General features: G+C 68.3%; 17 protein-coding genes and 1 pseudogene. 2 read left to right on the plus strand and 16 right to left on the minus strand.

Annotation, left to right across the window (positions count from 1 at the left end):
* Window positions 1–73: 73 nt before the first annotated feature.
* Both ABD225_RS00275 and ABD225_RS00280 read right to left on the minus strand, forming a co-directional pair.
* Window positions 74–1351: a class I SAM-dependent methyltransferase gene (locus tag ABD225_RS00275; protein ID WP_344079583.1), complete on the minus strand. Its 1278-nt coding sequence runs from the start codon at window positions 1349–1351 to the stop codon at window positions 74–76.
* Window positions 1348–2733 carry an FAD-binding protein gene (locus ABD225_RS00280; protein WP_344079585.1) on the minus strand — a complete coding sequence of 462 codons (1386 nt, stop codon included), beginning with the start codon at window positions 2731–2733 and terminating at the stop codon, window positions 1348–1350. Before ABD225_RS00280 ends, ABD225_RS00275 begins: the two co-directional genes overlap by 4 nt.
* An 89-nt stretch (window positions 2734–2822) precedes the next feature.
* On the opposite strand from ABD225_RS00280, the gene ABD225_RS00285 reads away from it, so the two are divergent.
* Window positions 2823–3287, plus strand: coding sequence for an SRPBCC family protein (locus ABD225_RS00285; protein ID WP_344079586.1), 465 nt, complete (start codon window positions 2823–2825; stop codon window positions 3285–3287).
* Between the two features lie 14 nt (window positions 3288–3301).
* Here the strand turns inward: ABD225_RS00285 and ABD225_RS00290 are convergent.
* Window positions 3302–3625: pseudogene (locus tag ABD225_RS00290) on the minus strand (MarR family winged helix-turn-helix transcriptional regulator); the annotation flags it as partial.
* Window positions 3626–3654: 29 nt separating this feature from the next.
* Between ABD225_RS00290 and ABD225_RS00295 the strand changes: the two are divergent.
* A complete protein-coding gene (locus ABD225_RS00295; protein ID WP_344079587.1) occupies window positions 3655–3813 on the plus strand; it encodes a hypothetical protein in 159 nt (52 codons plus the stop codon).
* 26 nt (window positions 3814–3839) lie between these two features.
* Here ABD225_RS00295 and ABD225_RS00300 read toward each other — a convergent pair whose 3' ends face one another.
* From ABD225_RS00300 to ABD225_RS00360, 13 genes are all read right to left on the minus strand, one after another.
* Window positions 3840–4292, minus strand: coding sequence for a hypothetical protein (locus ABD225_RS00300; protein WP_344079588.1), 453 nt, complete (start codon window positions 4290–4292; stop codon window positions 3840–3842).
* An 86-nt stretch (window positions 4293–4378) separates the two neighbouring features.
* Window positions 4379–5215, minus strand: coding sequence for a TrmH family RNA methyltransferase (locus tag ABD225_RS00305; RefSeq protein ID WP_344079589.1), 837 nt, complete (start codon window positions 5213–5215; stop codon window positions 4379–4381).
* Window positions 5216–5217: 2 nt separating this feature from the next.
* Entirely contained in the window at window positions 5218–5598 is a 381-nt protein-coding gene (gene rplT, locus ABD225_RS00310) for a 50S ribosomal protein L20 (protein ID WP_344079593.1), read from the minus strand.
* Between the two features lie 65 nt (window positions 5599–5663).
* Complete coding sequence (gene rpmI / locus ABD225_RS00315; protein WP_344079595.1) at window positions 5664–5858, minus strand: 50S ribosomal protein L35; 195 nt, start codon at window positions 5856–5858, stop codon at window positions 5664–5666.
* An 84-nt stretch (window positions 5859–5942) separates the two neighbouring features.
* Window positions 5943–6557 (minus strand): translation initiation factor IF-3, encoded by a 615-nt coding sequence (gene infC, locus ABD225_RS00320; protein ID WP_344079743.1) that lies wholly within the window; start codon window positions 6555–6557, stop codon window positions 5943–5945.
* Window positions 6558–6876: 319 nt separating this feature from the next.
* The gene (locus tag ABD225_RS00325; protein WP_344079597.1) at window positions 6877–7662 is read right to left on the minus strand and encodes an SseB family protein; all 786 of its coding nucleotides are present in this window, start codon (window positions 7660–7662) and stop codon (window positions 6877–6879) included.
* Window positions 7659–8123 (minus strand): YhjD/YihY/BrkB family envelope integrity protein, encoded by a 465-nt coding sequence (locus ABD225_RS00330; protein WP_344079599.1) that lies wholly within the window; start codon window positions 8121–8123, stop codon window positions 7659–7661. The genes ABD225_RS00325 and ABD225_RS00330 overlap by 4 nt, the downstream gene beginning before the upstream one ends.
* The gene (priA, locus tag ABD225_RS00335) at window positions 8120–8857 is read right to left on the minus strand and encodes a bifunctional 1-(5-phosphoribosyl)-5-((5-phosphoribosylamino)methylideneamino)imidazole-4-carboxamide isomerase/phosphoribosylanthranilate isomerase PriA (RefSeq protein ID WP_344079601.1); all 738 of its coding nucleotides are present in this window, start codon (window positions 8855–8857) and stop codon (window positions 8120–8122) included. Before priA ends, ABD225_RS00330 begins: the two co-directional genes overlap by 4 nt.
* A gap of 6 nt (window positions 8858–8863) precedes the next feature.
* Entirely contained in the window at window positions 8864–9247 is a 384-nt protein-coding gene (locus tag ABD225_RS00340) for a hypothetical protein (RefSeq protein WP_344079603.1), read from the minus strand.
* Between the two features lie 119 nt (window positions 9248–9366).
* Window positions 9367–10011 carry an imidazole glycerol phosphate synthase subunit HisH gene (hisH, locus tag ABD225_RS00345; RefSeq protein WP_344079605.1) on the minus strand — a complete coding sequence of 215 codons (645 nt, stop codon included), beginning with the start codon at window positions 10009–10011 and terminating at the stop codon, window positions 9367–9369.
* Window positions 10008–10628: a hypothetical protein gene (locus ABD225_RS00350; protein WP_344079607.1), complete on the minus strand. Its 621-nt coding sequence runs from the start codon at window positions 10626–10628 to the stop codon at window positions 10008–10010. The genes hisH and ABD225_RS00350 overlap by 4 nt, the downstream gene beginning before the upstream one ends.
* Window positions 10629–10667: 39 nt before the next feature.
* Window positions 10668–11267 carry an imidazoleglycerol-phosphate dehydratase HisB gene (gene hisB / locus ABD225_RS00355; protein ID WP_344079609.1) on the minus strand — a complete coding sequence of 200 codons (600 nt, stop codon included), beginning with the start codon at window positions 11265–11267 and terminating at the stop codon, window positions 10668–10670.
* A 1-nt stretch (window position 11268) separates the two neighbouring features.
* A complete protein-coding gene (locus tag ABD225_RS00360; protein WP_344079610.1) occupies window positions 11269–12414 on the minus strand; it encodes a histidinol-phosphate transaminase in 1146 nt (381 codons plus the stop codon).

Consider the following 12414-nt stretch of genomic DNA (forward strand, 5'->3'; position numbering starts at 1 on the left):
TAGGGGCCGCCCGAGGGCGCTCGCGAACAGCCCCCGAGTCTACGTGGGCGGGTGGGCGGGCGGCATACGAGTTTCAGTCCTCGAAGCGCGGCCGCAGGGGGTATGCCGCCGCTCCCCCCGGCCCGACCTTTTGCCCGAGCACTTGGTGCAGTTGAATCTCGTTGCGCGCGAAGCCGAGCGAACTGCCGGCGAGATAGAGCCCCCACACCCGCGCCGTGCTGCGACCCGCCTCGGCGACGGCGGCGTCATAGTTCGTGCTGAGATTGCGCGCCCAGGCGCGGCAGGTGCGGGCGTAGTGCTCGCGCAGGTCCTCGGTGTGCCGGATCTCGAAACCTTGATCGGCCATCGCCGTGATGATCGTCCCGACGGGCGCCAACTCTCCGTCGGGGAAGACATAGCGGTTGATGAACCCGCCCCGCATGATCGATCCGTGCGCCGTGCTCGGCCGGGTGATCGAGTGATTGAGCAGCCGCCCGCCGTCCGCGAGCCGCTCGTGGAGGAAGGCGAAGTAGCCGGGATAGTTCTTGACGCCGATGTGTTCGGTCAGCCCGATGGAGGAGATCGCATCGAAGTCGGACTCGGTGACATCGCGATAGTCGCTATGCCGGATCTGCGCGCGGTCGGCGAGGCCGTCCCGGGCGATCCACTGCTGGCCGTATGCCGCCTGCTCCCCGGAAAGCGTCACGCCGATGGCCCGGACGCCATAGTGCTGCACGGCGTGGCGGACCATGCCGCCCCAGCCGCAGCCGACATCTAGCAAGCGCATCCCTGGCTGGAGGCCGAGCTTGCGGCAGACCAAATCGAACTTGTGCGCTTGAGCCTCTTCCAAGCTCGCGTCAGCGCGCGGATAGCAGGCGCAGGTGTAGGCCATGGACGGCCCGAGCACCAATTCGTAGAACGCATTGCTGACGTCATAGTGATGCGAGATGGCCTGTGCGTCACGGCTTTTGGAATGCCGCAGACCCTCGGCCAACCGGCGCCACCCCGGTGGGTTCTCGAGCTCCGGAAGCTCCGGCGGGATGAACATCCGCGGGCCGAGGCTCGCAAGGATCTCCGTGACCTTGCGCGGCTTAGGCACCCGAACCGCGAGGGCATCCTTGAGCTGGTCGATGAGATCGTAGGGGTCGCCCTCATCGAGACCGTCGATGTCCAGGTCGCCCTGCACATAGGCCCGAACTACTCCGAGTTCCCCCGGCGCGCTGACCAGATAACGCAAGCCGCGCTCGGTCTTCAGGTGCAGCACGACCGGCGCAGAGACATTGGAACTCGACGACCCGTCATACGCCCGGAGCAAGAAGGGTGCGGACTCGCCGAAGATCTGATCGACGATTGCCCCGATCGTGAGGCTCATCGCCGGCCCACGGCCTTGGCATACAGGCCCGGCAGGCGCGAGTGCGGATCGTAGATCTTCTTCACGCGGGCATACTCCTCACCGCCATAGAGGGACCCGAAGGTGTCCTCGTCGTAGTAGGAATCCGAGTACAGCGATTTGTGGCCGTCAAGCGCGTGCACCTGGTGCTCGATGGCGCGGTTGACATCACCATCCGTGGCACCCGGGAGGATGTCGACTGCGGACCAAAAGCCCACATTGACATAGTCCCTGCCGGTCGTGAGTGGGTAGAGCGGCCACGGACGCGAGCCATGGGACGTGTCGCGAAGCCTGATGGGGCACAACCAGATCGGCTCGATCGGGATCGTGTCGAGGAACCACGCGAGGAACTCCTCGGTGCGTTCGAGCGGGATCTCGACATCCTGAACCACGCGCTCCTTCGGCAACCCGCCGCGACGCTGCTGGAGTGCGGCATACCAGCCATGCCGGTTCTCGAAGCGGATGACCTTGCCATAGACCTCGCTGCGCAAGAGCCTCTTGGGTATGACGCGGCGCACCGCCGGCTTCTGCACGAAGAGCCCGCGTGAGCACCAGAACCAGTCGGTGTCCCAGCGCCAGATGTAGTCGCGCACGCTGAGATAGTCCTCGTCGCGCTGCTGGATCGAGCGGTAATAAATCCGCCGATGCGTGTAGTCCGAGGTGTACGGAGCGCTGTCTGTGAAGGTGGCGACGATCAGGTAGCTCTCGCTCGGCGAGAAGACGACACCATCGAGGAAGTCGAAGCGTTCGCCGTCGAACGTCCTTGTCGCCAAAAGGTTTTCGAGCTCCTGGACCAGGTCCGCCACGGAGTGACAGCGAAGGTGCCGGAGACGGACATAGGGCTGCACGGGGGCCAGGTCGATGGCGATGCGGACGCTATAGCCCAATGAACCATACGAATTGGGGAAGGCGCGAAAGAGGTCGGGCCGCTCGGTGTCGCTCGCCGTGAGGATCTCGCCGGCGCCGGTCAGGATGTCGAGTTCGCGCACCGACTCGTGGGGCAGGCCGGCGCGATAGGACGACGACTCGATGCCGAGTCCCGTGACGGCCCCGCCGAGGGTGATCGTCTTCAGTTGCGGGACGACGTAGGGCATGAGCCCGTGCGGCAAGGTGGCGTCGACGAGGCTCTCATAGGTGCACATGCCCTGGACCTGGGCCACTCGTATGCCTGGGTCGATCTCGATGACTCCTGCGAGGTCCGAGACGTCCAGGCCGGCGACGCCGGTGCTGCCGCGCGGGCGGAAGAGATTCGAGGTGCGCTTCGCGAGACGGACGGGGCTGCCGGGCGGCATACCGGCCAATTGCGCGCGCAGCCCCTCAACGGCGGCATGGTGCCGCGCCCACCCGACCAGCTGTTCTGTCACCGTCGCCTCCCCTGACTCTCCTGGCAACCTATGCCACGACGGCGATCAGGGAGAATGTCCCGACCCCAGATTCGAGACGAGGAGCGCGGATGGCCGGGCACGGCATACACCTGACGCAGCAGAGCACGGCGGCACCTGAGGCCGTGTGGGGGGTGCTGACCAATATCGCCGGCGCGGCCGAGACCCTGTCGGGGGTGACGGCGGTCGAGATGCTCACCCCCGGGCCGTATGCCGTGGGCACCCGGTGGCGGGAGACGCGCCGGATGTTTGGAAAGGAAGAGACTCAAGAAATGTGGGTGGCCGAGGTCGATGCGCCGCGGCGGACCGTGGTGCGTACGCAGGACAAGGGTGTCGCCTACGTCACGGTCTTTCAGGTCGAGCCTGCCGGGTCCGGCTCGCGGATCACGATGCATTTCGATGCCGAGCAGGCGACTCCCGGCCGAGTGGCGCGTCTGGCGTGGTCGGTCTTGGGGCCGCTGGGGGCCAAGGCGACGGCGAAAGTGATGCGCCGCGATCTGGCCGATATCGCGGCCGCTGCCGAGCGCGCCAGCTGATCGGCACCCCCGAACTACCACCCGAGCCGGGCGGCAGGATCTGACGGGAGGAGATCGCCGGCCGCGTCGGCGAAGGAGGTCAACGCGTCCACCAGACCCCCGCGGTGTTCCTCGGGCATGTCCGCCACAATCCGCGCGATGGCCGCACGACGATGACGGACCACGCGATCAACCAGGCGTTCGGCGGCTCGCGTCAACCGCAGGCGCACCTGCCGCCGGTCCTCCGCGTCCTCACGACGGGCCACCAAGTCGAGAGCCAGCAATCGGTCGACCTGGCGCTGGGCACTCGAGGCGTTGACGCCCAAGCGCGCCGCGAGGTGGCTCAGCGTGCACTCGCGTTCTCGACCCCGGCACGCATGTGGTCCGCGTGCGGCTCGGGATCTATTCCAGCGAAGCCCTGCGGTTCAAGGCCCGCGACGGGGATCTCGTCGAGGTCACCGTGGAGGACAATCCCGACGCTTTCGCGCCGGTCCTGCAGGGTGGTTTCCTGCGCATCCATCGTGACCGGGCGCCGATCACGGACTGACCGCCCAGCGCCGGTTGACGCAGGTGCTAGGCGAGAAAGTCGATGGTGTGCTCGCGGCCGCGGAAGCTGAACTGGTCGCCGGCGCGAAGCCCATGGATGGCGTCGAAGATCGGGGCGTCTGCGGAGATGCCTTCGTAGGTCGTGCCATCGCAATCGAACTCGTCGGCCACGACTCCGACCACAAAGCGGGAGCCGTCGAAGCCCACGATCGCCCCCGGGGTGATGGTGTCCTTGGGCCCGAAGTCGAGCGCTTCCACCCGGGCGACCTCCGCCTCCTGCGCCGCGGTGGATTCCTCGAAGATGCCGGTCAGGTCGCCGGAGCTGTCGGACTGTGACAGGTCATCGACGGATGAGGAGGAGTCTTGATCGACTTCGGCCGCGTCATGCAACGTCTGCAGGTTGGCCTTCGAGGCGGCGAGGTCGCGCCGAAGTCGCTCGAGCAGGGTTGCCTTGACCTGCTCCTTGGCCTGGTGGTCCATTGGTGCTCCTTCGGCGTGGCGGCTCTGCGAGGACAAGCATCGCGCATGCCATCCGCCGCCGTCCCACCGGGTTCCCGGCCTTTGGGTCAGTAGGGCGCGAGGGGTTGCTGGGCGGTGGCGGAGGTGTAGAGACAGATCGTGGCGGCCATCGCCATATTCAACGACTCGGCCTTGCCGTAGATGGGGATGGCGACCCGCTGATCGCATTGGGTGGCAAGGGAATCCGGCAGGCCCTGGGCCTCGGTGCCCATCACCCAGCAGTGCGGGGTTGTCAAGTCAACATCGGCCAACGAAGTCGCAGCCTCGCCTTCCGTGGCGAGGGTGCGTATGCCGTGGCTCGCCAACTCCTGAATCGTCGCCGAGGCCTCCAGGCCCGTGACGACCGGCAAGTGGAACAGGGAGCCGGCCGTGGAGCGAACGACCTTGGGCGAGTAGGCATCCACGGAGGAGTCGGTGATGAGCACGGCATCGGACCCGGCGGCATCGGCGCCGCGGATCACGGTGCCGAGGTTGCCGGGATCGCGGACTTCCTGCAGCAGCACCAGCAGGCGGGGCGAACCAGCCAGCACCGACGTCAACGACACCTCTGGCTGCTGCGCGACGGCAAGCATGCCCTGTGGGGTCTCGGCGTCGGCCATTGCCGCGAGCACCTCATCGCTCACGGAGTGCACGAAAACGCCTGCGGCATAGGCAGAGTCGAGCACGGCGGCATACCGCTCCCCCGCGGCAGCGGTGACATAGAGATCGACGATCGACGGGGCGGCATACCGCACCAGCTCCCGGACGGCCTGCGGGCCCTCGACGAGGAAGCGACCGGACTGCATACGCACGGAACGCCGGGCCAGGGCCCGGACCGAACGCACCCGATCGGATCGGGGGTTGGTCAGCGGGGCTCCGGCCCGGCGTTCAGCGTTGCGAGACAAGCTCAGGCAGAGGCCTTCTCGTCGCCAGCCGGCACATTGGCCTTGGCGATCTCGACCAGCGCGGCGAAGGCCGCCTCGTCGTTTACGGCGAGCTCGGCGAGCATGCGACGGTCGACGTCGATCTCGGCGGCGCGCAGGCCCTGGATGAAGCGGTTGTAGGTCATGCCATTGGCGCGGGCGCCCGCGTTGATCCGCTGGATCCAGAGGCGACGGAAGTCACCCTTCTTGGCCCGGCGGTCGCGGTAGCTGTAGGTCATGGAGTGGTTGAGCTGCTCCTTGGCCTTGCGGTACAGACGACCGCGCTGACCGCGGTAACCGCTGGCGCGCTCCAGGACGACCCGGCGCTTCTTGTGGGCGTTGACCGCCCGCTTCACGCGTGCCACGTGATTCTCCTTGTTACTTCTTCAAACTCGAGGTGGGGAAGCGGCGAAGGCCGCGAGGGTGGGCCTCAGCGGCCGAGGAGACGCTTGACCGTCTTGGTGTCGGCGGGAGCCAACTCGACGTCATTCGCGAGACGGCGCGCGTGCTGCGGGCTCTTCTCGTGGAACTTGTGGACGTGGTTGGCGCGCTGGCGCATGATCTTGCCGCTGCCCGTGATGCGGAAGCGCTTCTTGGCCCCACTGTGGGTCTTGTTCTTCGGCATGGCAGCCGATCTCCTTCTTATGAACTGCGGCAGCGCACGCTGCCACCGGGTGTGTGCATTCGACGGGTTGCCCCGTCAGGTCATTCAGGACGCTTCGGGAGCGTCCATGGCCGGCTCGACGTCCGCGACCTCAGCAGTCGGGGCGTCGTGGTCGGCCTGCCGGCGACGCTGCTCGGCGCGGGCCTCGGACTTCTTCTTCGTCGGACCGATCACCATGACCATGTTGCGGCCGTCCTGCTTCGGCGAGGACTCGACGAAGCCGAGTTCGGCGATATCGGCGGCCAGCTTCTGCAGCAGGCGGAAACCGAGCTCGGGACGGGACTGCTCACGACCACGGAACATGATCGTGACCTTGACCTTGTCCCCCGCCTTGAGGAAGCGCTCGACGTGGCCCTTCTTGGTGCCGTAGTCGTGCGCGTCGATCTTGGGGCGGAGCTTGATCTCCTTGATGACGGTATTGACTTGGTTCTTGCGGGCCTCCCGGGCCTTCATGGCGGCTTCGTACTTGTACTTGCCGTAGTCCATGAGTTTGGCGACGGGTGGCTTGGCCATCGGCGCGACTTCGACGAGGTCGAGGTCGGCCTCGGCGGCCAGCCGGAGCGCGTCCTCGACGCGGACGATTCCGACCTGCTCACCGTTGGGGCCGACCAGCCGCACCTCGGGGACGCGGATCCGGTCGTTGATGCGAGGCTCGCTGATGTGCTTCTCCTTGGTCGTATGCGGTGGTGCTGCGCTCTCGGGGCGCCCCCGCCAGAAATGACGAAGACCCCCCGCGAGGCTCGCGAGAGGTCGGGCGGCAGTCGGGACGGTATACCGTCGCGCGCGTCCGTTGGGACGCTCGCGACGGGCTCGCCACAGGGGCGGGACCGTCAGACCCGGCCATCTAGAGCAATGGAACGCGGGTGGAAGTCGAGTGCCGTCGTCTTCTCTTGAGCATCCGCCACACCGGGGCATGGCGAATCAGTTGACATCCAGCATACCAGGGTGCAGCGGTGGGCTCGGACGACTGATGTCGGCGTCAGGGCGACGCGGTGTCGGCCCGGCCGAGGCGGAAGGCGAGGCCGTCGATGCGGGCGCGGAACTCGCCGTCGGCGGCGAGCCGCTCCCCCAGCCCGGTCAGAAGCTCGCGGACCTGCTGTTCACTCAGCCCGGGCCTCAACGTCAACTCAACGCCGAGGGTGCCGGCGGGCTGGGCAGCATACACCGCGTGCTCGGTGACCTCCGGCAGTGCCGCGCAGGCGGCGGCCACGGAGCGCTCCACGAACTCGTCCGTATGCGGAGGCACCCACCCGCGCTGCATCGCCAGCGCCCACACCTGGCTTGCTCGCAGCTCGCGCGCACTCGGGGTGCCGAGGTTGACGACGATCACCTCGCAGCCCTCCGCCACGGCCGCCTGGGCCAGCCGGTCGGCAGTCACCGGCACCGGCCGGGCCGAGGCGTCCCAGGCGGTCAACTCGGTGAGGCCGGTGAAGGCGGGCAGCGCCCGGCGCCCGTCCGGAGCGACGAGCGTCACGAGGGCCATGTCGACGCTCGCGTCGTGCACCAGCCCATCGTCCCCGGTGACGATTTCGTCGGCGTGGGCGACGACGGCGACCAGGAATCGTGCGCTGGCCAAGGCCGCCATCATGGCCTCCTCGTCCGACCCGCCGAGGGCGGCGAGCACGACCGGATCACTTATGCCCGTGTCGCCCTCGAAGCCCGACGGGCTCAGGTCGCGGCGGGCCCACGGCATACCGGCGGAATCGGTGGCCTCGGCCGCGGGGACGTGAGAAGGGTGGTGCGCGTGATCGCGGGGGTTCGTCATCTGGCGGCTCCGAGGCGGCGGGGGTCGGCGGTCGCTGCCCAGGCGGCAGCGAACATGACGACCCGGGAGAAGTAGTAGATCCACACGAGCAGGATCATCGAGATCCCGAACGCTTGGATGGCCGGTGCGCCGGCGGTCGAGGCGAGCAAGCGCCCGGAGAGTTGTTTGAGGACTTCGAAGAGCGCTGCACCGACCAAGGCACCCGACCACAGCCCGGCGGCGAGGACATGACGCGGGGCGACGGGTCGAAAAAGCGCATAAAAGAAGAGGGCTCCGATGAGCAGGCCGGTGAGGACCGAGCCGAGGGCGAGGGCGGACCGGACGGCCTGGTGCTGCTCTGGCAGGTGATGCGCGACATACGCGAGGACGCCGGTTGCCGCCAGGCTGACGAGAAGGATCCCGCGTCGAGCGGGCCCGCGCGGCATCCAGGACCGGGCCGAGAGTCCGGGCCACCGGGTCACGGTCGGCCGGCGACATCCAAGGCTTCGGGCAGGGTGAAGGCGCCCTTGTAGAGCGCGGAGCCGATGATCGCACCCTCGACGCCGACGCCGACGAGTTCGCGAATGGCCGCGATATCCGCGAGAGTGGACACGCCACCCGAGGCGACGAGCGGCGCATTCGTATGCTGCGCAACGGATTTCAGCAACTCCAGGTTGGGGCCCTGGAGCATGCCGTCCTTGTTGACATCGGTCACGACATAGCGCGAGCAGCCCTCAGCATCGAGGCGGGCAAGGGTCTCCCACAGGTTGCCGCCCTCGCGCGTCCAGCCCCGTGCGGCCAGCGTCTCGCCGCGCACATCGAGGCCGATGGCGACCCGGTCGCCATAGTCGGCGATGGCCTGGCGGGTCCACTCGGGATTCTCCAGCGCGGCGGTGCCGACATTGACCCGACGGCAGCCGGTGGACAGCGCCCGACGCAAGGTCTCCTCGTCTCGGATGCCGCCACTCATCTCGACCTTGATGTCCAGGCGACCAACGATTTGCGCGAGGAGGTCGGCGTTCGAACCGCGGCCGAAGGCCGCATCAAGATCGACCAGGTGCAGCCACTCCGCGCCCTGCTCCTGCCAGGCCAGCGCCGCCTCGATCGGGTCGCCGAACTCCCAGCCGCTGCCCGCGACACCCTGCTGGAGTTGCACGGCTCGGCCGTCTGCGACATCGACGGCGGGCAAGAGTTCGAGACGGGGGGTGTCGGTCATGGCTTCCTAATCCGAGGTGGAGGAATCGGTCGAGCAGTCGGAGGACCCGGCATCGCTCGGGCCAGAGTCGGGCGGACCAGAGTCTGAGGATGGGGAGTCCTGAGGGGAGTCATCGAAGGTGTGATCGCCAGGCGCCGATGCGCCGTCGACGGGCAGTCCGGCGAGGGTGCTTGGATCGCTCGCGGCGCTGCCCGCCGCGGCTGAAGCGATCTCGGCGCGATTGCTCCACAGGATGTATGCCAGCCCGGCGACGAGAACGACCGCGACAAGGCCCAATCGCTGCGGCCAGGTCATGCGCGTCAAGGCCGTGACGATCAGCAGGCCAAGCGCCGAGCCGATCGTCGTCGCAACCGTGGGCGTGGTGCGTCGCCGCGTTGTCCGGCGCCGCATGGTGGTGCGGCTCGTCGTGGAGCGGCGCGTTGTGGACCGGCTCGTTGTCGAGCGGCCCGCGCCGCTTCGCGACGTGGTCTTGCTGCTTGACCGGCCGCGGGTGGTTTTGCGCGTCGCACTCATAGGGATTGCACCCAATTCTGGAGGAGCTGCAATCCCGCATCGCCGGACTTCTCCGGATGGAACTGCGTGGCAGATAGTGGGCCGTTTTCGACCGCGGCGATGAAGTCGGTGCCATAGCGGCAGCGGCTGACCAGCGGCGCGGCGGCGGCCATCGCACCATCGGCGGGCGGCAGATCCCAGGTGAGGGCGGCATACGAGTGCACGAAATAGAAGGCCTGGTCCGCAACGCCGGCGAACAGCCGCGAGCCGGGCGCGACATCCAGGGTGTTCCAGCCCATATGCGGAACGACCTCGGCGGGCAGCCGGCGCACCACGCCGGGCCACTCACCGATGCCGTCGACGCGTGCCATGCTCGGCTCGTCGGAGCCGTCAAACATCACCTGCATGCCCACGCAGACGCCGAGCACCGGCCGTCCACCGGCGAGCCGAATGTCGATGATCCGCGGCCCGTCGGCGGCGCGCAAGCCGGACATACACGCGTGGAAGTTGCCGACGCCGGGCACGAACAGTCCGTCGCAGGCGAGGGCGGCCGCAGGATCGGCGGTCAAGGTGACCGCGGCGCCCACCCGTTCCAGGGCCCGGACGGCGGAGCGGATATTGCCGGAGCCATAGTCGAAGACAACAACCGAGGGGGCGCTCATGCGAGTGTTCCTGGGTATGGCGGGTCGGCCACCTCGGCGCGGTGCGCCGCCTCCTCGCGGGCGACCTTGTCGAAGGCGGCGACGCGCTTCGGCGACGGCTCGACCAGCTTGCCGCGTGGGGCATCCGGCTCGAGCAGCAAGCTGTGGCCGGGCAGCCGCAAGGCGGCGTGCACCGCGGCGAGCCAGGCAATCGGCGCCGAGTGCGCGGACTTCACGGCCGCGACGACACTCGGCAGGCCAGCCCCACCGACTCCCGAGACCGTCGCGAGATCGACAGGGCGAGCATTGGCCAGGCGCGGCGCACGGACCGGCCCGTCCTCCGGCTCCCAGATCAGCCAACGTTTCACGGCCCGCCAGCCGGGCGGTGAGACGACGACGATGCCGCGCCGGCCGGTGACGAAGAAGCCGACGGCGGGCCGCAGCGAGGTGCTCAGCGGGCGGGCCGCCAGGGTGCTGCGGGCATCGTCATATGGCGGGGCGGCATTGGCGCTGACCCGTGCCGGGGTCACGGCCGTCCAGTCACCCAGCGGCGTGACATGCGCGGCCACCAGGCCCTTCCCGACCCACGTCGAGACCTGATCCACCCGGGCACGCACGAGCAACAGGTTGCCGACCATGGCACCTGTCGTGAAATCGTCACCGCGGGAATTCACTTCTCAGAGAGCACCTTTCGTGCTCGGCACACCGCTGACCCGCGGGTCGACGGCGACCGCGGCGCGCAGCGCCCGCGCGAAGGCCTTGAACTGCGCCTCCACGAGGTGGTGCGGGTCGCGGCCGGCGAGGACGCGAATGTGCAGGGCGATCTGGGCGCGGAAGGCGATGGTCTCGAAGAAGTGCTGCGTGAGGCTGCCGGCATACTGCCCGCCGATCAGGACATACACCTGCCCCTCCGGCTCGCCGGTGTGCACGCAGTATGGCCGTCCCGCGACATCGACGACCGCGTGCACCAGGGCCTCATCGAGGGGCACCGTGGCGTCGCCGAAACGCGAGATGCCGGCCTTGTCCCCCAGCGCCTCGCCGAGCGTTTCACCGAGCACGATGGCGACATCTTCGACGGTGTGGTGGGCGTCGATGTGGAGGTCGCCGGTGGCCTGAATCTCGAGGTCGATCAGGGAGTGCTTGGCGAGCGCGGTGAGCATGTGGTCGTAGAAGCCGACGCCGGTGCTGATGCTCGAACGCCCCGTCCCGTCGAGGTCGACGACCACCCGGACGTCGGACTCGCTCGTGGTGCGGGTGCGAGTTGCCTTGCGCGCCATGCTAATTCGTGTCTCCAGAGTTGATGCGGTGGGTCGGTCCGAGCGCCGCGAGGGCGTCGAGGAAGGCGGTGGTTTCCGCCGGTGTTCCGGCCGTCACCCGAAGATAGTGCGGGATGCCAACATCGCGCACCAAGACGCCGCGGTCGAGCAGGCCCTGCCAGGTGTGCCCGGCGTCGGCCAGTCCGCCGAAGAGCACGAAGTTCGCGTCGCTGGGCACTGGCGCATAGCCGAGGCTGGTCAGTTCAGTCACCAGCCGGTCCCGCTGGTCCTTCACCGCACCGACCGTGGACAACATGGTGTCGGTATGCCGCAGCGCGGCCCGCGCGACCGCCTGGCTGGGTGCGGACAGGTGGTACGGCATACGCACCAGGCGCAGCAGGTCGACCAGCTCGGGGTCGGCGGCGAGATAGCCGAGCCGGCCCCCGGCCAGCGCAAAGGCCTTGCTCAGGGTGCGGGTGACGACGAGCCGCTCGCGGCCGGCGAGCAGGCTCAGGGCGCTCGGGGTGCCGGGGCGGGCAAACTCGGCATAGGCCTCGTCGACGACGACCACGGCGCCGGGGGCTGCTGCATAGGCGGCCTCGATGACGTCGAGGCCGACCGCGGTGCCGGTGGGGTTGTTGGGCGAGCAGATGAAGACCAGCTGCGGCGCGGCGTCGGCGATCTGGGCCGCGACCGAGTCAGCGTCGAGGGTGAACAGTCGCTCCGGGTCAGCGCTGCGACGTCCGTACGTCCACGCCGTGCCCGTCGTGGTCGCGATGATCGAGTGCATCGAATAGGACGGCGTGAAGCCGATGGCGCGCCTGCCGGGGCCGCCGAAGGCTTGCAGCAGGTGCAGCAGCACCTCATTGGAGCCATTGCCCGCCCACACCTGGTCGGGGGCGATCGCCGTGCCGCTGCGGGTGAGGTATGCCGAGAGCGCCTCCCGAAGGGACGTGAACTCCCGATCGGGATAGCGGTTGAGGGTAGGCAGCGCCTCGCCGAGCTCGGCAAGCATGTCGGCGACCACCTCATCCGGAACCGGGTAGGAATTTTCGTTGGTGTTCAGCGCGGCGCTGACCGTCAATTGCGGTGCGCCATAGGGCTTTTCGGCACGCAGATCTTCGCGCAGCAGGGCACGCAGCCCGCTCGACGGGCTCTCGGTGGACAT

Source organism: Nostocoides veronense (assembly GCF_039531185.1).
In the GTDB taxonomy this organism is placed as follows: Bacteria; Actinomycetota; Actinomycetes; order Actinomycetales; family Dermatophilaceae; genus Nostocoides_A; species Nostocoides_A veronense.